Genomic DNA, 23,809 nt, shown 5'->3' with positions numbered 1-23,809 from the left:
GGCCGTGCGCTGTTTCCTGCGGATCGCGTGGGCCGTGGCCGCGTGCGCGGCATCGGTGGGGCTTGCGGTGCTCGGTGCAAACGCCGGGTGCCGCAAGGCGCCGCCGGACGAAAATGTCTATACGGGATCCGGCGGCAGCAAGCCGCCTCCCGCCGGGACGACCCCCGATTCGGGCGACTTCGACAAGCGAGCCTTGCTCCAGGCGGCGGGAGAATGCGCCATCGGCCGATACCGCGATTTCGAAGGCTCCGCACGCGCATTGCGCGATGCTGCCGCCGAATGGCGCGACGATCCGAGCGACGCACGTCGAGCCGCCGTTCAACAAGTCTGGCGCGCCGCCATGGCCACGTGGGAGCAAGCGGAGGTGTTTCGCGTAGGACCGGCGGCGCGCTCCGGCGATCCTGGCGGAAAGAATCTGCGCGACCAGATTTACAGTTGGCCGCTCTTTCATCGCTGCACCATCGAGGAGCAGCTGGTCGACGAAACGTACGCGCGTCCGGAGTTCGCGACCTCCCTCATCAGCACGCGAGGGCTCGGCGGCTTCGAGTTCCTCGCGTTCTACGGTGGGACGGACAACGCGTGTCCGTCCGGCTCGCCCATCAATGCGCTCGGGTCGTGGAATCGATTGGGACCCGAGGAAATCGGCCGCCGCAAAGCGCGGTATGCTGCGGCCATTGCCGACAACATCGGCGGGCACGTCGCGGCCTTGCTCGCGGCATGGGATCCCGCCGGCGGCAACTTTCTCCACGAGCTCACCGCCGCCGGCGCGGGAAGCGCCACGTTTGCGACTCCTCAAGACGCCTTCAATGCGCTGAGCGACGCCTTGTTCTACGTAGAGCAGGAGGTAAAGGACGACAAGCTGGGAAAGCCCCTCGGCTTGAACGACTGCACGCAGGGCCGCTGTCCGGAGGCCGTCGAGTCGCGCTATGCGCGCATTTCCAAAGAGAACATCACGGCCAATTTGATCGGGTTTCGCCGGCTCTTCCAAGGATGCGGCGACAACGGTGCGGGGCTAGGATTCGACGATTGGCTGCGCGCGGTCGGCGCTTCCGATCTCGCCGATCGCATGATTGCGATGCTGGCGAGCACGCAAGCCGCGGCGGACGCGCTGGATGGGTCGCTGGAGCAGGCCTTGGAATCGTCGCCCGCCAAGGTGGAGGCGCTCCACCGCGCGGTGAAGACGCTCACCGATTTGCTGAAAACGGAGTTCGTCACCGTCCTGAACCTCGAGCTCCCCAAGGGCAGCGAGGGAGACAACGATTGAGCCATGAACCGAGGCGCGCGCACATTCGACGAACTCGGCTCGCGGCTGTTTCGGCCCGTCGACATCGCATTTCTGGCCGCGTTTCGCTTCTTGTTCGGCATCACGATGTGCGTCAGCATGCTGCGCTTCATCGCGTACGGCTGGATTGACGACTTCTTCGTCTCGCCCGCGTTCCACTTCAAATACTGGGGCTTCGCCTGGGTGAAGCCGCTCGCCCCCGGCGCGATGCACGCCCTGTTCTGGGTGCTCGCGGCGCTCGCGGCCTCCGTGGCCGTGGGCCTGGCGTTTCGAATTACGGCCATTCTCTTCGCACTTGGGTTTTCCTATCTACAATTGGTCGATGTCGCGACCTATTTGAATCATTACTATTTGGCGGCGCTGCTCGGGGTGCTGTTGGCGGTGTCGCCGGCCCATCGCGCGTTTTCCGTCGATGCATGGCTCTGGAAAGCACCGCTCGCCGAGGTGCCCGCTGGGTGGCTGTATCTGCTTCGATTCCAGATAGGTGTCGTTTACACCTTTGCAGGACTCGCCAAGGCGAATGCCGATTGGTTGATCCATGCGCAACCCCTGCGAATTTGGCTCGGTTCGAAAACGGGGCTGCCCTGGATTGGGCCGGTATTTGCGTGGCCTGGGGTGCCACTCGCCATGAGCTGGGCGGGATTTCTGTTCGATACGTTCATCGTTTGGTTTCTCGCCTGGCGGCGGACGCGTCTCGCGGCATTCGGCTTGGTCATCGTGTTTCATGCGATGACCCGCCTGCTTTTCCCAATTGGGATGTTTCCGGTCATCATGGTGCTTTCCGCGCTCGTGTATTTTCCGCCGGATTGGCCACGGCGGTGGCTGGGTCGCAGCACCGAACCGCCGGCCGCCCCCACCGCCATCCCTACTCCGGCACCGTGGGCGCGCGGTCGCAAAATCGCCCTATCGTTGGCCGCTCTTCATTGCCTCGTTCAACTCGTCATGCCGCTGCGGTATTTGGCCTACGGCGATGGGGTACGCTGGCACGAGCAAGGAATGCGGTTCTCGTGGCGCGTGATGGTGCGCGAGAAAAATGGGAGCGTCACGTTCGTCGTGCGCAACAAGAATACGGGGCGCGTTTGGCACGTGAGCCCGCGCGCGATCCTGACGCCACTCCAGGAGCGCGAGATGGCCGGGCAGCCCGATCTCATTTTGCAGCTGGCCCACCGCGTGCGGCAGGAGGCCGAAGCGCGCGGTGAGGGCCCCGTCGAGGTGCGTGTCGACGCCCTCGTTTCGCTCAATGGGCGCAGGCTGCGGCGCATGATTGATCCCGACGTCGATCTCGCGTCGATACCGGATGGCATCGGACGGCGCGCATTCATTCTCCCTGGTCCGACCGAACCCCCACCGCACATCCGGCCCATTTAGCGAATGCTCCATCGCTCCTTTTTTCTCCTCGCTCCGTTGCTCGCCGCCGGCACGGCACGCGCGCAAGACGTGCCAAAGCCGGCGCAACCCCAAGAGATCACCGTCGCGGGAACACGGGTGGCGCGCACGGCAGGATCGGCCCACGTCATCAAGGAAAAGCGGCTGGAGGTGTTTCGCTACGACGACCCCACCGCCATCGTCACACAGGTTCCCGGTGTCTACGCACGCGGAGAAGATGGATTCGGGTTGCGGCCCAACATCGGACTGCGGGGCGTCAATCCCGACCGGAGCAAAAAGGTGGCGCTGATGGAAGATGGTATTCCGTTTGCGCCGGCGCCCTATTCGGCCTCGGCGGCCTACTACTTTCCCATCATGTCCCGCATGGTGGCGGTACGCGTCATCAAAGGCCCCGCGGCCATCAGCTACGGACCACAGACGGTGGGCGGCGCGATCGATTTCATCACGCGCTCGATACCGCAAACCACATCGGGGGCCATCGATGCAGCGACCGGCGAATACGGCTACGGGAAGCTGCACGGATACGTCGGCAGCGGGAACGAGAAGGTGGGGTTTCTCGTCGAAGGCGTGCACCTTCGAAACAGCGGGTTCAAAGAGCTCCCGAACGGCGCCGATACCGGATTCGCACGCAATGAGTGGATGTTCAAAGGCTACTACGTCGTCGACCCGACCGCCGCCATCCGCAACGAGATTCGATTGAAGCTCACCTATTCCGACGAGGTCTCCAACGAGACGTACCTCGGATTGAGCGACCGCGATTTTCGCGAGAACCCATTCCGACGCTATGCCGCAAGCTCGCTCGACCGCATGCAGTGGCATCGAACCGGCATCGCCGTCTCCCACGTGTTCACCCCCGCGCGCGAGATTGCGGTAACCACGACCCTCTATCGCTACGATTTGGCGCGCACCTGGCGCAAGGTCAACGGGTTTCGCGGCGCCGATCTGTTCGGGGTGTTGACCGATCCAACGAACCCACGCAACGCCGTCTACGACGCCGTGCTCAATGGGGCCGATGGCGCGAGCTCGAGCGAGAATATCTTGATTGGCCCCAATCAGCGCGATTTCGTCTCCCAGGGCGTGGAGATGCGCGTGAAATACGATCCCAGAACGGGGCCTGTCTCGCACAGAATCGAATATGGAATTCGGCTTCACCAGGATCGGGTGGAGCGCCGGCACAGCGAGGATGCCTTCGCCATGAGCGGAGGCACGTTGGTGCCGGTTCCCCAGCCCACGGTGGTGACGGCCTTCAACGAGGCGTCCTCGGAGGCGCTGGCCATTCATGCCACGGATGCCATCACGTGGAAGAAACTCACCGTCACGCCGGGGCTGCGCGTCGAAGCCATTCGAGGAAGCTTCACCGACCGCGCCACCCACCAAACGACGCGCGGACTTACGCAGGTTCTCTTGCCCGGTGCGGGTGTGTTCTATTCGATTTTACCGCCCTTGGGCGTGCTCGCAGGTGTTCATCGCGGATTCAGCCCGCCGCCTCCCGGCAGCCCTTCCGACGTTCACGCTGAATCGAGTGTCAATTACGAAGCCGGTGCGCGATTCGTCAAAGGGGCCGCGCGCGCAGAGGTCATCGGCTTCTACAACGACTATTCCAACTTGACCGACGTCTGCACACTCTCCAGTGGCTGCGTCGAGCAGAATCTCGATCGGCAATTCGACGCGGGGCGCGCGCGCATCTATGGGCTGGAAGCCTATGCCGAGCACGACGTGCCGGTGGTCGCGGACATCAAGCTGCCGGTGCGGGCCTCGTACACGCTCACGCGATCGGAATTTCTACGCACCTTCCGCTCCGAAGATCCCATCTTCGGCAATGTCGTGCGCGGCGACGAAATGCCCTACGTACCGCGCCACCAGCTCAATGCATCCATCGGCCTGGACACCAAACGCGTTTCCGGCGCCGTCTCGATGAACTACGTCGCGAAAATGCGCGAGCAAGCCGGCCGCGCGGCCTTGGACAACGTGCTCCACACCGACTCGCTGCTCGTGTTCGACGCCAGCGCCACGTTCCGCTTGTTCGAGAGCATTTCGATTTATGCCAATGTCCGCAACATCTTCGACGAACACGCCATCGTCTCGCGACGCCCCTTCGGCGCACGCCCCAATGCACCGCGGTGGATTCAAGTGGGCATCAAGGCGACTTTTTGAGGCAGGCCCTCATGTGGGCGACCACCCGGCCCGAGCTCGCTCCCAAAGCCGACGAGGGTACGCCCATCGCTATCGAGGCACACTGCCAGAACTTTCGCTTCTTGGAAGGGCCGACTTCTACAATTCGAGCGTCCGCTCGCGCAGTCGCATCCGAGTCTCTTTCGTTTCGCCAGGAATCCGCAATAGGGAAAACACCAACGGGGCCTCCAGGCACCAATAGCCCGCCGAAGGGCGCCCGGTGGCCAATAACTCGTGCAGCAACTCCCGTATCGACTCACGCTGTTCGGCTTCGTCCCGAGCAATTTCCGCGAGGACTGCGATTCCCGCAGCGGAGACCCAATCGGCGGGGCCGTTTACCAGTGAAAGGAGCGCACGCCGACGCCACGACCCCTCCCAGCCATCGTCGATGCAAGCGAGAATGTACGCACACGCAAGCTGCACGCGCGGGATCCACCTCCACGGCGGCAAACCACTTTCCGGTAGTGGCGGATGAACCATTGGCGCCAGCAGAACTGCAGCATCGTGGGGGCGGAAGTCCTTGGCGATGGTGCGGGCGGCGTCCCGCCATGTCGATGCGGCAAACCGTTTCGACGCCAAAGCAACGACCGGCGCAACCTGATCGGAAGTCGGCGGGGGAAGCCCGGGGTGCGCCTCGGTTCCATCGTAGTGCCAAAGCACCCATTCGACCTCGTCGCGGGGCAGCCTCGGGTCGGGTGCGGGACATGGTCGACCTCGTAGGCAATACTGGCCTGAGGGATCTTGAGCCGGAGCACCTGATCGAGCACCAGCCGCACGCTCGGGGCTTCGAGCGCGCTTACACGCAACGTCCAGTGCGGAGCATCGGGCAATGGCGAGCCAGATTCGATGTCGCGCAAGATTTGAAAGATGGCTTGGATGCTCGATTCTTGAGGATCCGGCACGTAGCCGACATAAGGAGTGCTCGCGTCCAGGAGAACGCGTGCACGCTCGTTTTCGCCGTGTGCGTGCGCATAATCTTCGAGCTCGTGGATATACTCGCGCTCCCCGGTCTGCTGATACCGCGCGTAAAGAAGCGAGGCTTTCGCCCAGCCCATATCCTCGTCGATCGCGAGTGCCGATTCATAGGCATTCGCCGCGCGAGAAAAGTCGCCGGTGTCCAGCGACATGTCGCCCAAATCGAGCCAAGCGGCTGCGAACCGGGGGTCCAACGTCAGCGACTCGTGCAACATCGCAATCGCTCGTTCGCGTTCGCCTCGGGCGCGGTGGGTCGCGGCGAGAACGGCGGCCATCTCCGGGGTCCGGTTGTGCGTGTAGGTGTACTGCGCAACGTTCAGCGCCGCATCCATCTCACCATGCTGTCGCAAGAGACGAACGTGGATGAGCGCGAGCGCGGAGTGCTCTCGATGATGGGTACGCAGTGCCTCCACGAACTCGATCAACGACGGAAGCAGGACGGCGGCATAGTCGTCCAGACGCGAGAGAAGCATCCGAACGGCCTCGGCCCCAGCGCGTGGATCGACCCGTTCGCCATGCTTTCGTGCCCACTCGATGGCCCACGGTACGTAGGATATGTCCGGTCGCGCAGCAACGACTTGAAGGAGGGACTCGATCGCCTGCGTGTAATCCTCCATCCTGGCCAGCGCACGGGCGCGAAGCGCCACCAAGGCAAATGCCGTCTCAGGGCCAAGCGGAACGAGATCCCTGGGATCATCGGCATCGCCGAATAAGGACTCGGCCATGGCCAGCGCCTCAGGGTCGTTGGGCCGAACCGAAAGAGCCCATGCCGTATGGAATGCGGCATGGATGGCATCGCCTTCATCACGTGCACGTCGGGCCGCTGCAAGGTCCTCCGTGAACGAGAGAGACGTTGGGGGAGTCTGGGACATGGCGCGAAGGGTAGCCTCTCTGCGTGGTATCGTCGTTCGTGATGTGCGTACCCGAAGCATTGACACAAGCTTTCACAACGACTCTTCGCTCGAGGCACCTCGCATGAACTTCCCGAATGACGCCGACGGCAACGCACTTCGCACGAGCGCTTCGGCCTCGTAGAACTTCCTCGCGAGCGGTTTTTTGCACTTGGCGCGCGCAGTGGGACCAAGGCAGCGAGAACGACACTGTGACGGCCCAGATTCGGCAGACAGTGTCTGCCTATTCCTGCGACCCGGGATCGAGCGACACGAATCGAGCCACAGTCCATCATCGGGTGAATTGACTTTCTACGTCACGGAAACGCCGTCGCTGCCCAAGGAAAGGACGGCCCCTTCACGCTGTCGAATGGCATCACGGTCCTGCGCTTCGAGCTTCCCCCGCGTATTGACGATGATATCGACGACGCCGTCCGCATATTGATCCGCCTCTGAAAGGGCCCAGTGGATGGCGCTCCAGATGTCGCGCAGCGGGTTGGCAAACACGCCGCCTCCAATGAGCGTTAGCACGATCGTGTGCTTACCGAGATCGAGCGCGGCGAGAATCGTTCCGAGGTACGCGGCGCGAAGAAGCTGGCGACGGGCCACCGCAATTTCGGCCCAGCCTCGATCGGGGCCGTACCCACCGAGGGCTACGGTCGACGTAAAAACCTGTGCAATGCGGTGCTCGGGCGCACGCGGAACGGGACCACCCCAGCTTCCGCCATAGACAACCTCGACACCATCGTGAACGCCGACACGGATGCGTTCGAAGTGCGCCTCGAGGGATGCCGCAAACTCGGAGGGCTGGTGGACGTTTGCGACTTGAAGGTATCCGCTCCAGATCTCGGCAACGGTGTTGTCGAAGACGTCCTCGAGAAGGTTGATGCCTCGGTCGTCAGTCTGTACGAACAGAGATCCGTCCTTGGAGGGCGCGCGGTAGTGCCGAAGCAGCGTGCCCGGGAACGCCGAAATCGAAGCGCGCGGACCCTGCGTCGGATCGCTGAGGTAGTGCCGCACGGGGACGATGCGCGGGCCCGGCGCCTCGAGGCAGTTGAACTGCGATGCGGCCTGAAAGAGGACGCCTTCCGGCGCACTTGCTTGCAGGGTACCGATGTCCGTCAGCGGGTGCGTCCCGACAAGCGCGGACAGACGCAATTTGCCCTGCACGCCGCGCGGACGCGATTCGAGGCGCGCACGCAGCTCGGCGATCGTAGGGATCGCGAAACGGCCCGCAGCATAGCCACGGCCGGGCGCGGAAAGAGTGGCGGTACCATCGGCGTCGAAGGAGAACGCGCGTTCTGGCGACGCCGCGACCATTTCTTCGACCCGAGTAACGAGCTCGCGCACGGCGGGAGCGGGCAAGCCAGGCGTGAGGGAGGCCGACTCGTGCGGCAACAAACGCCGCGAAGCGCGTGCGTTGGCGTACCAGAAATCGACGTTTTCTGCAGAGTCGGTCACTTCTTCTTTCCCCAGTTGGGAGGATACTCATCACCGACGCGACGCATTCCCTTTGCGTCGTAGCGGTCGAGATTTTGCACTTCGACCGGCTCCGTTTCGTCGTTCTTCATTCTCGCGATGGCCTCTTCCAATACGGCCAAATCTTCCGGGCTGAGCTTTTTCCTATCCTCTTCGGAGAGCTCGAAGTTTTTCAGCATCTCTTTGAATGTGGGGACCTTGGGTCCTTTCATGGCTAGATCTCCCTCAACATGATCAAGAAACGCCCCGGGATGTACTCGTGGCACGTGATGACTTTGAAACTTTACGTCGGGCGGGAAGAGAACCTCTCTCTCAAGATATGACTGATTTTACCATTTTCCCGGACTCGTCTTCTCGATGCTGATCGTCGGGGCATGATCCAACGACTTCCCATGCGACGTGCTCAGGAAGCCACGGGCGGTGGAGGAACTGCCCTTGGCCTCCTTTCGGCGTGCGGCGCATTCTCTTCCTGATCAACCTGCACCGTCGTATTATGCTTGCCCTTGCTGGTGTGCCCTTCGACTTTGGCGGGTGTCGACGGGCGCGAAAAACCTCAGGAATGTAGGGCAAGATGCCGCGAGCCAGCAACGTGCGTATGCGCGACGCGGTCGACCGCGCGATCGTTGCGTGCTGGGAGATATCGAAACGGCGCGCCGCATAGTCGAAACAACAAACCGCGTGCGGTTGAGCGGATGCCGTAGGATTGCGCGCCGTGGTGTCCTTGTGGCGACGCGACTTCGGTCCAGACAACTCACGGGACGTCGTGGGCGTGCCCTCCGGCAACTATCGCATCACCCTCCGCGCCAGCGGCGAACCTTCCTACCAAGACGCGTGGGAGATGTCGTGCCGCATGGGTGAGATCGTGGGATTCGCGACGCCGTACATTTGGGAGCACTGGAAGGAAACCCGGGCGCGTTTGGTCGGCCGTGTGCCCGAGTTCGTCACGTATGGGGAATGGGGCGCCATCGAGAACGTAGCACCCGAATGGGTCGCCGATCCCTCGGAGCTACGCCAAAAGAAGGAACGATGACCGCCGAGAACGAGCAAGAAGTGCGTCCCGATTTGATGGGGTGGTTCTTTGCCATCGTGGCGAGCCTATTCATCGGTCTCGTTTTGATCTTCGTGTTCGGTGAGATCTTCATGAACCCCAATTCGACCCAAGATGGATCCGAGAAGGCGGGTCCCGAGGACGTCTTGTTTTTCGTCCTGCTCTTCGCTCCCGTGGTGGCAACGGTGCTCGGAAGGAAACGCATCGGATGGCTTCGAAGATCGCTCTACAAGCCCGCGGAGTGAATCGCACGCAAACCGATACCACGCGCCGGCCGAACGATGCGGTGATGAGCCATACTGCGGAAGTGAAGCCCTCAAAGCCCGGGTCGTGGAGCTCGAGGCCAAGCTCGACGCAGCCCAGAAGCGAGCGGACGACCCAGAGGCGAGTTACCTACGCCACTACCGGTCAGAGGGAATCAATAGCGGTAGATGCCTCGGGCCTGTCAGTGGCTTAGCAAGAAGTGCCCGCCGTGCAGGGAGACAGGGACGCTCAAGCCCTAGGGGCAAAAGTCGCACTTCGGGCGCCCGCTAACGGACATCACGGCCTTCCCTGTCGGACCACATCCCGACGACCTCGAACATCGCCTTCACCTGATCGAACTCGAACGTCGTCTGCTTTCCGTCGTTGCACACGATGCAGCTTGTGACGTCCCGTAAAATGCCACTTGGCATCCTTCCACGTCGTATATCCAAGCGGTCCCGTAAACTACTTTGGCCAGCGCCACGATACCGAAGCCGGAGCGTTGACCGCCAATCGTTGGATACCCAGGTTCGAAGGGTGCCTGGCTTTGGCAGGATTCATTGTGCTAGGCCCGGAAGTGCGTCCATTCGTCGACGAACAGGCGTGCCCGAAATGCGGAAACGGCATTTACGTTCAGGAGAAGTTCGCGGTTACCAGCCCCGCCCACGTCCTTCAGATGAAGGGGGAGCCAACCTCGTGGTCGCACGTCGTGCAGCAGGTGTGGCACGCGCGGACGGGCGCACCCGCCCACGTGATGCGAGGCCCTCGGCTGGTCCCAAGCCTCAATCAGTGTCGGCCGGATCTGGATGCATTTTGTTATCCGATCGACGCAATTTGAATTCGTCTCAAAGTAAACACAGAGTTTACACTCGGCCGGTCGGTTTATCCGCTAGTCCTAGCACCCGCCACATAGCTGCCAAAAAAAGGCGTAATTGGACGGATAGAAAGTTGAATTAATTGAGAGTACACGTGACGTATAGGACAGTCGTAGTGAGCTGGCCTTCCTCAATTGGGAGACATACATGAAGAACAAATCCGTCCATTCGACGATTCTTGGCGCGATGCTTACGATGCTACTTGCAGTGTTCATGGTGGCAGGATGCAGTGTCTCGCCGGATGACGGCACGGTCGCAAGCAGCCCAGATGGAGTAGTTGCTTCGGAGCTCCAAGCTGCTCCTGCTAGTGCCGAAAAGGCGAGCGCTTTTGAACCATGCGACTGTGTCGGGCAGGGCGGGGCAGAACGCGAGAATAAGTGCGACTGCGTAGACGAAGCCGCCCCGTTCCTCGTAAGTTGGTACGAAATGCGATTTCGGTGCGATGGTTGCCGTTGGAATGCGATCACGAGCTGCAGGTACACTCATAGGGAAGCGGGGACCACCTGCGCGGCGTCGGGGTGGTAGACGGCGACAATCCCTGCAAGAAAGAATTGGTTCTGACTTGAATGGCCGCGCGGTTTGCTCGTTTGAAGCAAATCGCGCGGTTGAGCAGTTTTGAGACCCCAAGATGGAACCGAATGTGCGTGACACCTACCGGAGCCAATGCGTGGCCGGCAGCTTGTACCCCGTTTTTGCAACTTTCCTGCAAGTGTTCACGCCCCTTCGAGCTATTTCGTGGGACACGGAAGCCAGCCGAAATGGTCCGTCGTGGTGATGGTGACTTCAGTAGTGCGCACCATGACATAGCTGTCCCTGGCCGAGTCAATGGATAGCCACATGCACATATTCAAATAACGATACGCGCCGCATGGCTGGAGGGCGAACGATCTCACATCTATTCTGCTCGTATATTGCCCTTGACCTCTCCCCTTGAACGTATGCCAGTCCCTCTCGAGGCGATTTCCCTGAAATAAGTACCCCGTATCAAGGTCTCCTTGATCCGTGTCACGGGGAAAGCGGTCGAGGATGCCGTATTTCACTTCCACGGTGGCCGTTGTCATTCCCTGGGGCACATGGACGCGAAGACGAATGGCACAATACTTCTTTCCTTCGCCGGTAACTTGGTCCGGCACGTAAAGCTCGAGATAGTGCAGGAATCGCGAGGACGGTTGTTGCGAGGGCGATGTACCGTCTTGCGGCGTTGATGACATTGAGCAGCCGACCAGATGCCCGTTCACGACATGGAGCCTTCCGCCTATCTGCACCGAGAACGCCAGCTCGTCGAGCGCCCATGCGACATCATCGCTCGCGCGCTCGCGGTCGATGTAGAGCTGCCTTATCCACTTTCAACGCGGTCGCCCACCGCGCGGGGAGCGCCGGTCAGCTGGAACGAGAGACATCGGAGTAGTGCTGCGATACGATAAACGCGGTAAGGGCAGGAGGCGACGTCGCGTTACTGACGATTTCGCTGAGGCGGGTAAAGATGTCTGCTGCCGAAGCGTCCGAGGGCTCGTGGTCGATGACCTTGTGGCCATCGGCCTCCGCAGTGCGGTCGTACACTACCGCCCAAGTATTCGCATTCAGTCGCCCAGGACCTCCGCCGCTACGTTGAGGCACCGCGGCACGTCACGGAGCGGTGCTGGTAGGAGCTTATGGCTACGTGCGCCGACGTCGAAACGAGCGTGAAGGTCAACAGGCCAAAGGTGTACCGCGGAGGATCGGTCGAGTGAAGCTCGCCCCCCAATGCACACATCACGTGCACGTCGGGCCGCAGCAAGGTCCTCCGTGAACGAGAGAGACGCTGGGGGAGTCTGGGACATGGCGCGAAGGGTAGCCTCTCTGGGTGGTATCGTCGTTCGTGATGTGCGTACCCGAAGCATTGGCACAAGCTTTCACAACGACTCTTCGCTCGTGGCACCTCGCATGAACTTCCCGGATGACGCCGACGGCAACGCACTTCGCAGGATTGCGGAGCACTCTGACCTTTCGAACCCGATGACCATCGACTTCATGATCGACGTGCCCAGCGAACGAGCGGGCCATGATGTCGCGCGTTGTGCAAGCGCACGAGGGTACAGCACGCGTGTCGAGTACGACGAAGAGAGCGAACGATGGACGTGTTACTGCACGAAATCCATGCTTGCCACGTACGACGCCATTGTCGCGGCCCAAACGGAATTGGGCATCCTAAGCGACGAATTCGGCGGGTGCTCCGACGGGTGGGGCACATTTGGAAACAGCGGGTGAGCGGCGGATTCCGAGGGCTCGGGAAGAAGAGCGGTGTATCGGTACGCGTTGTACCGATACACGCGCAGATCCATCCCACACGGCAATCCGCGAGGCCGTCGAGAATCCGTCATGGCGGGGTCGCTTCGCGATGCAACTTCGAAGACGCAAGTGACTGCCAATGTCGGATTCTGCCAACGTGACCTCGCCCCCAACAGCGGGGCGACGACCTGCCCTACAATGCGAGCGTGGGGCGGGCGACGCCTTGAATCCCTGGATTGCCTGATGCGCCGCCAGCGCCGGCCGCGCCCCCCTGAGAGGCCGTCTTGATCCGGGTCTGCGTTGCCGTATCCAGCTTGGGCGCCTCACCCGAGAACACGACTCCGACGGAGATGCCGCCGGCACCGCCGCCGCCGGCACCACCATCGCCGCCAGCACCGCCGTTACCGCCATTGCAGGCATTCCCAGTTCGATCGCCGCCACCACCGCCGATGGGTTGGCCCGGCTGTCCGCGCGCACCGTTGCCTCCGTCGCCCGCGACGCCGGATTCAAGTTCGCTGTCGACGAGATTCAGACGCGAACTGACGGACACCAGCGCGATGCTCGAGCCCCCAGCGGAACCACCGGGGCCTCCGGTCCCACCGCATCCGCCTGCACCTCCCCCGCCGCCATTGCCGCCATTGCCCCCGCCGCCTCCTCCGCCTTGCCCGGGATGGCCGTGTTCACCGTCCGTACCCGCTCTCCCCGTCCAGTTATCGGAGGTCAGTGTGCCGACGACGTCGATCGAGAGCGCATCCTTCCCGTTGTCGCCCTTCTTGCCGTCGCCTCCCGTGCCACCGCTCCCGCAGGAGGTAACGCTTCCAGGGGTGCCGGTACCGGGAGCCTCGGGAAGCCCCCGGTCTCCGGGAGCGCCGGAATTTCCGCCTTTTCCGCCAATCGTGGTCTGCGCCGGAGTCTGGCACTGTCGACTGTTCTGGCCTCCGCCACCGGAATCCGACGCCTTGTTTCCTTTTAGCTCGTCCGCAGTGAAAAACGTAAACGGCTGCAATATAGCGTTTGCGGCCTTCTTCCCATTGCCCGCTAGCAACTTCACCCGCACGAAATCCAACGTGCTACCCGACGCAAACGCGGCAATGCTGGACCCGCCGTCCTGCGTCGCATCACCCGCGGACAACTCCACATCGCGCACCTTGCCGGAGGTTGCGCCCTTCCATGTCACGGCGGGTCGACTCGGATCGGCCGCGGTGATCTTTGCGCGCTCCCCGGTGAAGGTCGTCCAATCGCAGGAGAGGCCGCCCCAGATTTCGACTCCGCTGCGTGCGGCGTCGATAACCAAGTTGCTCGGATAGTTGCCTGCGCAAATATAAATGCGGTGGCGCTGTCTCGAATAAAGAGGTAATGCCCTTTCGAGGCTGCGGAAGGGGGCGCCGCGGGAGCCGTCGTTCTGGACGTCGTTGCCTTGGGTGGACGAAACGAAAATACCGATTAGCCCCGAAACGCAGGCCAAGTTTCCGTTCAGGTCTCCCGTTGGATTGCACCCGGGAGGAAACTCCACGCTGGCGTCGGCGCTTGCGTCGCTGGGGTCCAGGCACGTCGCGTCGAAACTGCAATCGGCCGAGCCGCAGCCGGCTCCGCCCAGGACCACCCCCGCCCCTACTACCCCCGTCAGCATGATCGCGGTGCGGAACCACCTTGCACCTGCGACTTCGCTCAAGCCGGAAACCGTGCGCCTCTCCGAGACTCGCATCCGCTCTCTCTCCGTTCCTCGAAATCTCTCAAAAAGTGCCGGCGTAACCCACACCGCCGAGGCCGGGGGCCAACATCGGCACCACGCGGCCCTTCACGCCGCCCTCGGCGGTGCGACCCGTTGTTTTACCGGCGGGGCGCTCGTTGCTCACGGTGTTGGGCCAGAGGAAGAACGTGGCCGTTGCCGCCGCGGCGAAGACGCCGGCGCCGATGAACGCCACCGTCGCCCATCGCTTGTCCGTGTCGTATGTGTCCCTCAGGGACCGCAGGTCGTCGCATCGAGCGGAGCTCACGCCCGTGCAGCCGTTGCTCGGCAGATCGCCGCGGCGGTCGTCGGCATCGCCCTTGCGGGCTTCGGCGTGCAACGTCAGGCCAATGCCGGCGCCCGCGGCAAGCACCGCAACGCCGTACAGCGAAACCAATGTCACCGTCCTCGCGCTCGAATGCCCCGGTCGATCGGGACGCTGCGAGTCCCCATCGACTTTGACGCGCGCCCCCGCGTTGGGATCGGTCAGGCGAACGGGGGCGACCTCGCCCTGGGCCACCGTTACCTTTTGCCTCAAAATACCGGCATCGGTGTGCGCTTCGACGGTGTGTTCGCCGGCCGGAACGTCGACCGTGTCACGCAGGGGGGCGGTGCCGAGATTGCGGCCTTCGACGACGATGCTCGCGCCCGCAGGGGCAGTCACCTCGAGGTGCCCGCAACGCAAGAACGCCTCGTTGTACTTCTTCTGAATCAGAGCCACGCCATCGGCATCGAGACCGGCGGCGGCTGGACCCGAGACGCGAATGCCCTGCAAAAACTCGCGCAAGTGCGTCGTAGCCTCCACGTACTGCCCCAGCTCGAACTCGGCCAAGCCGAGATTCTTCGGGCAATTCACCGTGCGGTGAACGGCGCACGCTTGCTCGAACTTGAGACGCGCATCGGCGTACTTGCGCTGCGAGAAAAGGGTCTTGCCCTCTTCGAAGCGCTGTTCGGCCTCACGGATGGCCGTTGGGCTCGCGCCGCTGCCCTGCGCGGATGCGGCTGCAGGGACCAGAAGAAGTGCCGCCACGGCACCGGCCAGAATGAGACGAGGACTCGATAAGAAACGAAGCACGGCCGCCATCTTGAGCGATCTCACCGTCCCGGATCGATCGAAATCTGACTCGGGACGTCGTGGAGACCTAATGGCCGGTCAGGAGCTTATCGTCCGAAGAAGGTGCGGGTGAGGCGGGCGGCTCCGCGGGCTCCTGCGTTGCAACACTGCGTGGCCGCTTCCCTGCGCCGGCTCCCGGGCCATCCAGCGAGCTCGTGTCGAGCCCCGTGCCTTCTTCGCCGCCCTGCGACGGGCGCTTCGCATGCGGAGCGCCGTTCGCATTGCGCGGTCGCCCAGCACCCGTCACGTTTGCCGCGTTGCTCGCGTTTGCGTGCGCGCTGTCCGATGCACTCGGCGAGGTCACCACCACGGGCACCGCCGCACCCTCGGCCTCCGAAGGTGCGGCCGCCGATGTCGCTGGCGGTGGAATGTTCTCGATAGCGGCGGTCGCGGCGGTAACCGCAGCCGGCGCGCTTGCCGCCGCCGCAGGGGCAGCCGCGGGCGCCGGATTCGTCGAGCGCGCGACGAAGAACGCGGCCACGATCAACCCTGCGAGAAGCGCGACGCCGCCGATGATCGGCGTGCGCCCTTGCGTCAAGCCCGCGGGCACCAACGACCCGGTGCGCGAAATCTTCGCGCGCTCGGCCCGTTCTCGAAGTGCCGCGGCGATGTCACCCGTCCCCGTGTGCAAGGGGCCCTGCGCCGTCAGCGAAGGGAGCGGCGGTCGACGCGGACGCGACTCCTCTTCCTCGCGTATGCGGCGCGCGGATTTTTTCCGCGGGAGCGCAGCCTCGAACGGAAGGCCGTCGATCAGCTCGTCGATGGACTCGTTGCGCTCACGCCGGGCGCGGGCCTCGTCGTCCTCCTTCACCCGCTCACGCAACCCCGATTCGTCCGGCGCCAACGCGGGAGCGATGCCCGCAAGGAGAAGGTTCTTGTCCAATTCCCGCTGCGCCGAGCTTACCGGAGGCTTATCGCTCGACACCGGAGCTTCACGACTTGCCGGCGCATCTTGCGTGACGGCCTCCTTGGGACTTTTCTCACCCGCCTCCCCCAAACCTAGCTGGGTGGGCTCTTTCGACACCGGCTTCGTCACGATCTTCGACTCGGGCTCCTGGGTCGGCTTCGCTGGCCACAAAAAATGAGGGTTAGTTCGGTCGATGCGCGGCGAGCCCGAAACATTCAACGAGCCTTGCGCCGCCGCACGCTCCCCCAACCGCGCAGGAAAACTGGGATCCGTCTCGTCCTCGAAGGGAACCGACTCGAGCTGCCAGCCATCCTCGTCGTGTTTCATCGCTTACTCTTAATGGCCTACCTTATTTTCAATCGTTTCGCTCTTCTGTCGAACGCCAACAAAAGTTGCGCCACGCTGAATGATACCCACAAGCACCGCACACACGTGCCGTGGTACGACCCATGACCAGCTCCCATGCACACCATGCACACCATGCACCGTATGCACCGTATGCACCGTGACGTCGCCGAGCGCGCGGCCATCTGGTCGCAGCACGAACACGCCCGCCGCGTGCTCGAACGCGTGTTGCGTGCGTGCGAAGCCGACGGCATCCGAGCCCTACCGGTGAAGGGCATCCTCACGGCGCGCTGGCTTTACGACGACCCAAGCGAGCGCCGGATCCAGGACATCGACCTGCGTGTCACCCCGCGCGACTTCGCCCGCCTCGAGGCGCTCGGCCACCGCGAAGGCTTCCCCATTCTCGAAGTATCGCGCGCTTCGCGCAATATCGTCTTCGACGTCGACGGCATGATGGTCGAATTCGAAGCGCATATTGGACCGCGCGGCTTATGCAATTTGCCAATCGAAACCATGTTGTCTCGGGCCAGTGTGCACGAAGCGCCCTTCGGCTTTTCGCATTTGCAACCCGACATGCACGACCACGCGTTGCTCTTGGTCGTGAATGTCTACAAGGACAAAATCGTAGGCGCCGCCGAATGGGCCCTTCGCGATCTGGAGCTACTGCCCCTGAGCGCGGGCTTCGACCCCGCGCGCCTCGCTGCGCTGGCCACCGAACATGGGGTGGCCGCCCTCACCTGGCTCGTCGCAGATTGGCTCGCCGAACGGGGCGCGCCACGCTGGGAGGAGGTGCGCACTCGCCTCGCGAACGCACCGCGACATGGATACAGACGAGCGGTTCGGGCTTTGATGCACGACCATGGCGTCTTATTCAAACCTGCCCCCCATTTGCTGCTTCGCATACTGGCCCGGGCCGCATCGGATCAGCGGAAAAAGCAGCTCGAGGCGCTCGGATTCACCGTTGCGTGGTCACTCGAAAAGCGAATCCGCGCGTTCATGCAGGACCAGACTAGCTAGATTGACAAGCGATCCGTAGCGACTTAGGGTCGCCGCGGTAAAGCCGCGACGCGGGCCTTTGGTAAGCGCGTACTCGATTACGGTTGCGGTGTTGTCCTGGATATACACCCCGCGCACTCAGGTCCGGACCGCTCTTGAACGCTCAAGTCTGCTTCATTTGCTCGCCGCTTGCGGCGTGCGCGAGCCCATTGTAGGACGTCTTCTGATTCTTTTCGAAAGGACGCTTTTCGATGCGCATTTGCATGGTGGGAACCGGATACGTCGGCCTGGTGAGCGGCGCAGGATTCGCCGAGATGGGTAACGATGTCGTTTGCGTCGACATCGACAAGGCCAAGGTTCAACGCCTGCGGGAAGGTGAATGCCCCATCTTCGAGCCGGGCCTCGAGGAGCTTCTCGCCCGCAACATCAAAGCGCGCCGCCTCACGTTCACGGACGACACCGCGGCTGCCGTTGCCGGTGCGCAAGTCGTCTTCGTCGGCGTCGGCACCCCGCCCCGCAGCGACGGCGGCGCCGATCTGAGTGCGGTCGACAAAGTGGCCGAAACCGTTGCAGCCAACGTGCAACAGGAAACGGTCCTCGTTCTCAAGAGCACGGTTCCCGTCGGCACCAACGCCCGAGCCCGTCGCATCGTCGCGAACGCGAAGCACAAGGTGCACGTCGTTTCGAACCCGGAGTTCCTCAAAGAGGGCGAGGCGGTGAACGACTTCCTCCGCCCCGATCGCGTGGTGCTCGGCTGCGACGCCGACGACAGCTTCGCGCGCGACATCATGGAGCGCATCTACCACCCCGTGTGCCTCGACCGGAATCGCCTCATCTGGATGGCGCCGGCCAGCGCGGAGCTCACCAAGTACGTCTCCAACACGATGCTCGCGATGCGCATCTCCTTCGTGAACGAAATCGCCAGCCTTTGCGAAAAGGTCGGCGCGGACATCCACGAGGTGCGCCATGGCGTGGGGAGCGATGTCCGCATCGGCCCCAAGTTCCTCTACGCGGGCCCGGGCTACGGCGGCTCGTGCTTCCCGAAGGACGTGCAGGCGCTCGTGCAAACGGGCCGCGAGCACGGCGTCGAGCTGGACCTCGCCGTCTCCACGCACCGCGTGAACGACCGGCAGAAGGGCCTCTTGTCGCGCAAGCTGAAGTCGCACATGGATGGCGATCTTCGCGGCAAGCGCATCGCTCTCTGGGGTCTCACCTTCAAGCCGCGCACGGACGACGTGCGCGAATCCGCCGCGCTGATGCTCATCGACGTGCTCCTCACCGAGGGCGCCGAAATCGTCGCGCACGATCCCGAGGGCATGCAGAACACCCGCGCGCTCTATGGCGACCGCATTCAGCTGGTGGAAGACCAGTACGACGCGGCCAAGGACGCCGACGCCCTCGTCCTGGTCACCGAGTGGCGGCAGTACCAGAACCCGGATTTCGAGCGCCTGAAGACCCTTCTGCGCCGCCCGCTCATCCTCGATGGCCGCAACATCTGGTCGACCTACGGACTTCGCAAGCAGGGCTTCGTCTACGAAGGCGTGGGCGTCGCGAAACAGTAACGCACCATGGCCGTCGAACACGCCGTACTGTCCAGCGGTTCGAGCAACGAGGCGATCCACGGGCTCGTGGATCGCGTCGTCCGCAATGGCTCGCACGTCCACGACACCGTTCACGATACCGTCGTCGACGTGGGCTGTGGAACGGGAAGCATCGCGCGCACCCTCCTTGGCAGCTTCCGCCAATACGTCGGGTGCGACGGCGTTCGCTACGAGAGCTTTCCCCACGAGTCATGGGCCAGCTTCGTGCAAGCGGATCTGGACAAGCCCCCCTACCCCATCGCCGACGGCACCGCAGACTTGGTGCTCGCCATCGAGGTCATCGAACATCTCGAGAATCCGCGGGCCTTCGTCCGCGAGCTGGTTCGCATGTTGAAGCCGGGCGGGCGCTTGGTCGTCACCACCCCGAATCAATTGAGTGTTCTCAGCAAAGTCTCTCTGGTCATGCGCAATCAATTCCACGCATTCCAGGAAGCTCCGGGGCTTTATCCGACGCACATCACTGCGCTCGTCGAAATCGATCTTCGACACATTGCCCAGGAAAACCGTCTTACGGACGTCGAAGTACGCTACACCGATCGAGGGCGAATCCCATTCACGGGGCGCCATTGGCCGCACGGCTTTCGCGGCCGCGCATTCAGCGACAACGTTCTTCTCACCGGCGTGAAATCATGACACGACGCGCACTCATCACGGGCATCACCGGGCAAGACGGGAGTTATCTCGCCGAATTCCTCCTTGGAAAGGGCTACGAAGTGCACGGAATGGTGCGCCGCTCGTCCGAGGAGAAGTTCGAGCGCATTGCGCACATTCGCGAGAAAGTCGTTTTGCATCAAGGCGACTTGCTCGATCAATTTTCACTCGCGGCGCTGCTCTCGCAGATCAAACCGCAAGAAGTGTACAACCTCGCGGCGCAGTCGTTCGTCCCCACGAGCTGGAACCAGCCGGTGCTCACCGGTGAGTTCACCGCCTTGGGCGTGACGAAGATGCTCGAGGCCATTCGGCACACGGCACCGGAGACGCGCTTTTACCAAGCTTCGTCGTCGGAGATGTTCGGCCGCGTGCGCGAGACGCCGCAGAGCGAGATGACTCCATTCTATCCGCGTTCGCCGTATGGAGTGGCCAAAGCGTATGGCCACTTCATCACGGTCAATTACCGCGAATCGTTCAATCTGTTCGCGGCCAGCGGGATCCTGTTCAACCACGAGTCGCCGCGCCGTGGATTGGAATTCGTCACCCGCAAGGTGACCCACGGCGTGGCACGCATCCGCCTCGGGCTGGACACCACGTTGCGTCTGGGCAATCTGGATGCACAACGCGATTGGGGCTTTGCCGGCGATTACGTAGAAGCCATGTGGCTCATGCTCCAGCAGGACAAACCCGACGATTACGTCGTGGCCACTGGCGAAACGCACACCGTGCAAGAGTTGGTGGAAATCGCCTTCGCCCGGGCCGATCTCGATTGGAAGAAACACGTGAAGATCGACCCGGCGTTCATCCGCCCCGCGGAGGTCGATTTGCTCATTGGCGATTATGCGAAGGCCAAAAAGCAACTCGGCTGGGAGCCCAAGGTGCGGTTCAAAGAACTCGTCGAGATGATGGTCGACGCAGATATCGAACGGCTCAAGCGAGATTGAACCGTGCGTATCCTCGTCACCGGTGCCGACGGCTTCGTCGGGAAGCATCTGTGCCGTCATCTACGTGACGACGGCGCCGATGTTTTCGAGTTTCGCGGGCCGGAAATCCCCGGCCCGATGAACATCGAGCTCACCGATGGCGAGGCCGTCGCGCGGGCGGTGCACGAGGTCCGGCCCGAAGGCGTGGTGCATTTGGCGGGATTCAGCTCGGTGGCGCAAAGCCATGCGGATCCTGCTCGCGCTTTCGCCGTGAATGTGCTCGGCACGGTGAATATCCTCGCGGCGCTGCGAAAATCCGCACCAGCAGCCCGCACCCTCGTGGTCTCCTCGGGCGAGGTGTACGGGAAGATTCCCGAAGGGCAGCGGGCGACGGAGACCTCGCCGCTGGAGCCGTCGAATCCCTATGCCGCCTCCAAGGCGGCGGCGGAAACGGCGGCGATTCAGTTTTTCCGAGGCTACGGATTACCCGTGGTTGTGGCGCGCCCCTTCAATCATTTGGGCGCAGGGCAAGCGGCGCACTTCGTGGTGCCGTCGTTCGCGCGGCAGCTTCTGGCCATCCGCGCGGGAAAAAGCGAGCCGCGGCTCGAAGTGGGGAATCTCGAGCCGGTGCGCGATTTTTCCCATGTCGGCGACGTAGTCGAGGCCTACCGGCTTTTGCTTTTGCGCGGGGCAGCCGGCGAGGCATACAACGTCGCGAGCGGCACGGGGAGGACCATCCTTTCCGTGCTGGGTGAACTGCGGACCTTGGTGGGCGTCGATGTCGAGCCCACCGTCTCGCCCGAGCGATTCCGCCCCGCGGAGATTCCATATCTGGTCGGCGACGCAGCCAAGCTGCGCGCGCTGGGCTGGCAACCAAAGCGCACGGTCACCGAGGCGTTGCGCGACGTGATCGAAGAGGTTACCGCGTTGTAACCGAGACGGATTTGCACCCGCTGGCCCAATTCTGCATGGTCACGGCAGTCGAGGGGGGCTTGAAAGGGACACGTTCGTGAAACTTCGTATTTTCCACCGCCACGCGTGGCGATCGCTCCTCCTCACCGCCGCACTCGTCGCGGTTGGCGTCTCCTTCGGGAACGTCGCCTCCGCGGACGACGATGCCACCGAACCTTCCGGCGGGTGGGATCTGTCGGTAACGCCCGTCCAGAGTGCGACCATTGGTGCGGTGGCACTGACCGGACTCTTCACACTCTCCTTGCTCCAACGAAGACGTCGAGGCTAAGGAAGCGAGGGGGAAACACGGCACGATCATGACCCAACCGAGCGATTCATTCTTTCTGCGCAGCCCCACGTTTCGACAACTCCTTCCCACGAAGGGCAAAGCACGCGATGTCGTGGAGTCGCTGAGTGTTGCCAAAGCGTACGTGAAGCAAGCGCTCGCCGTGCGCAAGGCCATCGCGAATTATGGCCCGCACCTGCAGGCAGCTGCGAAAACGGGAGATCTCGCCGGACGCAAAATCGTCATCTTCGCCTACAAAGTGCAGTGGCTCGACACGTGCACCGCCCTCGGGCTCGCCCTTGCTGCCCGCGGTGCGGAAGTCTCCATTGCATGGCTGTCGCATCTTTTGGCCGTCCCGCTCGCGGAGCCGCGGGCAGAGGGCGTCGTCGAACGTCTCGTCTCGGCAGCCTACCGGCGCGCCCTGCCCTCGTCGGGCCCCATCCGCGGCATCGACCTGGCAAGCGTGCCAGAGAAGGACGGCGCGAGCGAGCCTGCGGCCGACGTCGAAGAGGCGTCGCGGGTCGATGTGCATTATTTGGCCAAGCGCGAACAGATCGACATTGGGCCGGGCGGACCTCAAAAAGGCCTTTACGACTTTCGCCTCAAGCGAAATGCGCGTGCGTATCGATTGGCAAGTTCGCTGCTCGCGCGCGAGCGCTTCGACTCGGCCATCATTCCCAATGGGATGATCTTCGAATTCGGCGCCTTCGTTCGTGCCTGCAAGGCCGCCAAGTTGGATTACGTCACCTTCGAATATTGGGAAAAGCGTTTCAGCTGCATGCTCAATTTGGACCGCCCGGTGTTCGATCGGTTCGAAGAGAGAATGTGGGAGCTTTCCCCGAAGCAACCGAGCGAGCGCGCACGGGAGCGGGTGGCCAAGTCGATGGCCACGCGCGAGGGTACCGAGTGGAAGGACTTTGCATTGAAGTACCAAACCTCGCCGCTGGTCTCGAGCGAGGAGCTGCGTCGTTCGCTGTCGCTCGAAGAAGGCAAGCCCGTCGTCCTGGTGCTGCCCAACGTGCCCTTCGACACGGCGGTCATCGGAACACCGGGCGCGTTCTCCACCTTGCGCGCGTGGTTCGAGGCGACGCTTCGCATTCTCGCACGGCGAAACGACTGCCAAGTGGTGATTCGGTCGCACCCGGCGGAGATCGTCCTCGGGGCCAATGAAACGGCGCGGGAGATCTACGATCGCACGGTTCCCCAGCCGCCGGCTCATTTCCGATTCATCGACAGCGATCAAAAGATCAACACCTACGCCTTGATGAAAATGACCTCGGTGGGCGTCGTCTATAGCTCCACCACGGGCCTGGAGTTGGCCATGCGCGGTGTGCCGGCCTTGGTGGCAACGCAAGTGCACTATGCCAAAAAAGGATTTACCACCACCGTGGAAGACGAGGCGGATCTCGAGCGCCGCATTGGCGAGTTGCTGAAGTCCACGGGGCGCATGGATCCATCGGAGGTCGATCTCGCCTGGGCGTATGCGGATATGTACATGAACCGCCTGCCCCGCCCCTTCCCCTTCACCCTGACGGAGAATTTCTGGGTGGATGCGGCGCCCGTGCTGGACGCGGCCATGCGCAACACGCTCTCCGAAGAGATGCGCGATTCGCTGACCCTGTTCGCCGGTGGCGAGCGGGCGCGAACGCTGTATTCCCGTATTGCGGGCAGCTCGGACTGACGAGGAG

General features: G+C 62.8%; 20 protein-coding genes. 13 read left to right on the top strand and 7 right to left on the bottom strand.

Annotated elements, in window-relative coordinates:
• Positions 1 to 4: 4 nt before the first annotated feature.
• Genes LZC95_14275 through LZC95_14265 form a run of 3 tightly spaced genes read left to right on the top strand, consistent with a single transcriptional unit; the run spans position 5 to position 4,822 of the window.
• Positions 5 to 1,264: an imelysin family protein gene (locus tag LZC95_14275; protein ID WXA97994.1), complete on the top strand. Its 1,260-nt coding sequence runs from the start codon at positions 5 to 7 to the stop codon at positions 1,262 to 1,264.
• A gap of 3 nt (positions 1,265 to 1,267) precedes the next feature.
• Positions 1,268 to 2,650: an HTTM domain-containing protein gene (locus LZC95_14270; GenBank protein WXA97993.1), complete on the top strand. Its 1,383-nt coding sequence runs from the start codon at positions 1,268 to 1,270 to the stop codon at positions 2,648 to 2,650.
• Between the two features lie 3 nt (positions 2,651 to 2,653).
• Entirely contained in the window at positions 2,654 to 4,822 is a 2,169-nt protein-coding gene (locus LZC95_14265) for a TonB-dependent receptor (protein WXA97992.1), read from the top strand.
• Positions 4,823 to 5,175: 353 nt separating this feature from the next.
• On the opposite strand, the gene LZC95_14260 is transcribed toward LZC95_14265, so the two are convergent.
• The 3 genes from LZC95_14260 to LZC95_14250 form a co-directional block, all read right to left on the bottom strand.
• Complete coding sequence (locus tag LZC95_14260; GenBank protein ID WXA97991.1) at positions 5,176 to 6,687, bottom strand: tetratricopeptide repeat protein; 1,512 nt, start codon at positions 6,685 to 6,687, stop codon at positions 5,176 to 5,178.
• 330 nt (positions 6,688 to 7,017) lie between these two features.
• The gene (locus LZC95_14255; GenBank protein WXA97990.1) at positions 7,018 to 8,166 is read right to left on the bottom strand and encodes a hypothetical protein; all 1,149 of its coding nucleotides are present in this window, start codon (positions 8,164 to 8,166) and stop codon (positions 7,018 to 7,020) included.
• The gene (locus LZC95_14250) at positions 8,163 to 8,396 is read right to left on the bottom strand and encodes a hypothetical protein (protein ID WXA97989.1); all 234 of its coding nucleotides are present in this window, start codon (positions 8,394 to 8,396) and stop codon (positions 8,163 to 8,165) included. Before LZC95_14250 ends, LZC95_14255 begins: the two co-directional genes overlap by 4 nt.
• Positions 8,397 to 8,896: 500 nt before the next feature.
• Between LZC95_14250 and LZC95_14245 the strand changes: the two genes are divergently transcribed.
• Both LZC95_14245 and LZC95_14240 read left to right on the top strand, forming a co-directional pair.
• Entirely contained in the window at positions 8,897 to 9,214 is a 318-nt protein-coding gene (locus tag LZC95_14245) for a hypothetical protein (GenBank protein ID WXA97988.1), read from the top strand.
• The gene (locus LZC95_14240; protein ID WXA97987.1) at positions 9,211 to 9,477 is read left to right on the top strand and encodes a hypothetical protein; all 267 of its coding nucleotides are present in this window, start codon (positions 9,211 to 9,213) and stop codon (positions 9,475 to 9,477) included. Before LZC95_14245 ends, LZC95_14240 begins: the two co-directional genes overlap by 4 nt.
• A gap of 1,601 nt (positions 9,478 to 11,078) precedes the next feature.
• Here the strand turns inward: LZC95_14240 and LZC95_14235 are convergent.
• Positions 11,079 to 11,588, bottom strand: a complete 510-nt coding sequence (locus LZC95_14235; GenBank protein ID WXA97986.1) for a DUF4360 domain-containing protein — start codon at positions 11,586 to 11,588, stop codon at positions 11,079 to 11,081.
• A gap of 685 nt (positions 11,589 to 12,273) precedes the next feature.
• On the opposite strand from LZC95_14235, the gene LZC95_14230 reads away from it, so the two are divergent.
• A complete protein-coding gene (locus LZC95_14230) occupies positions 12,274 to 12,597 on the top strand; it encodes a ribonuclease E inhibitor RraB (GenBank protein ID WXA97985.1) in 324 nt (107 codons plus the stop codon).
• Between the two features lie 214 nt (positions 12,598 to 12,811).
• Here the strand turns inward: LZC95_14230 and LZC95_14225 are convergent, their stop codons facing one another.
• Genes LZC95_14225 through LZC95_14215 form a run of 3 tightly spaced genes read right to left on the bottom strand, consistent with a single transcriptional unit; the run spans position 12,812 to position 16,695 of the window.
• Entirely contained in the window at positions 12,812 to 14,323 is a 1,512-nt protein-coding gene (locus tag LZC95_14225; protein ID WXB00372.1) for a hypothetical protein, read from the bottom strand.
• Positions 14,324 to 14,351: 28 nt separating this feature from the next.
• Positions 14,352 to 15,446, bottom strand: a complete 1,095-nt coding sequence (locus LZC95_14220; protein WXA97984.1) for a PEGA domain-containing protein — start codon at positions 15,444 to 15,446, stop codon at positions 14,352 to 14,354.
• A 43-nt stretch (positions 15,447 to 15,489) separates the two neighbouring features.
• Positions 15,490 to 16,695 (bottom strand): hypothetical protein, encoded by a 1,206-nt coding sequence (locus tag LZC95_14215; protein ID WXA97983.1) that lies wholly within the window; start codon positions 16,693 to 16,695, stop codon positions 15,490 to 15,492.
• A 153-nt stretch (positions 16,696 to 16,848) separates the two neighbouring features.
• Here LZC95_14215 and LZC95_14210 point away from each other — a divergent pair, with 153 nt between their 5' ends.
• The 7 genes from LZC95_14210 to LZC95_14180 all read left to right on the top strand — a co-directional run bounded on the left by LZC95_14210 (position 16,849) and on the right by LZC95_14180 (position 23,802).
• A complete protein-coding gene (locus LZC95_14210; protein ID WXA97982.1) occupies positions 16,849 to 17,730 on the top strand; it encodes a nucleotidyltransferase family protein in 882 nt (293 codons plus the stop codon).
• Positions 17,731 to 17,960: 230 nt separating this feature from the next.
• Positions 17,961 to 19,271: a UDP-glucose/GDP-mannose dehydrogenase family protein gene (locus LZC95_14205; GenBank protein WXA97981.1), complete on the top strand. Its 1,311-nt coding sequence runs from the start codon at positions 17,961 to 17,963 to the stop codon at positions 19,269 to 19,271.
• Between the two features lie 6 nt (positions 19,272 to 19,277).
• The gene (locus LZC95_14200; GenBank protein ID WXA97980.1) at positions 19,278 to 19,943 is read left to right on the top strand and encodes a class I SAM-dependent methyltransferase; all 666 of its coding nucleotides are present in this window, start codon (positions 19,278 to 19,280) and stop codon (positions 19,941 to 19,943) included.
• Positions 19,937 to 20,905: a GDP-mannose 4,6-dehydratase gene (gene gmd, locus LZC95_14195; protein WXB00335.1), complete on the top strand. Its 969-nt coding sequence runs from the start codon at positions 19,937 to 19,939 to the stop codon at positions 20,903 to 20,905. The genes LZC95_14200 and gmd overlap by 7 nt, the downstream gene beginning before the upstream one ends.
• A 3-nt stretch (positions 20,906 to 20,908) precedes the next feature.
• A complete protein-coding gene (locus tag LZC95_14190) occupies positions 20,909 to 21,817 on the top strand; it encodes a GDP-mannose 4,6-dehydratase (protein WXA97979.1) in 909 nt (302 codons plus the stop codon).
• 76 nt (positions 21,818 to 21,893) lie between these two features.
• Positions 21,894 to 22,124: a hypothetical protein gene (locus LZC95_14185; protein WXA97978.1), complete on the top strand. Its 231-nt coding sequence runs from the start codon at positions 21,894 to 21,896 to the stop codon at positions 22,122 to 22,124.
• Positions 22,125 to 22,152: 28 nt separating this feature from the next.
• Complete coding sequence (locus LZC95_14180) at positions 22,153 to 23,802, top strand: hypothetical protein (GenBank protein ID WXA97977.1); 1,650 nt, start codon at positions 22,153 to 22,155, stop codon at positions 23,800 to 23,802.
• Positions 23,803 to 23,809: the final 7 nt, after the last annotated feature.

Source organism: Sorangiineae bacterium MSr12523, assembly GCA_037157775.1.
GTDB lineage: Bacteria > Myxococcota_A > Polyangia > Polyangiales > Polyangiaceae > Pendulispora > Pendulispora brunnea.
This window is presented reverse-complemented; position numbering and strand designations above follow the sequence as displayed.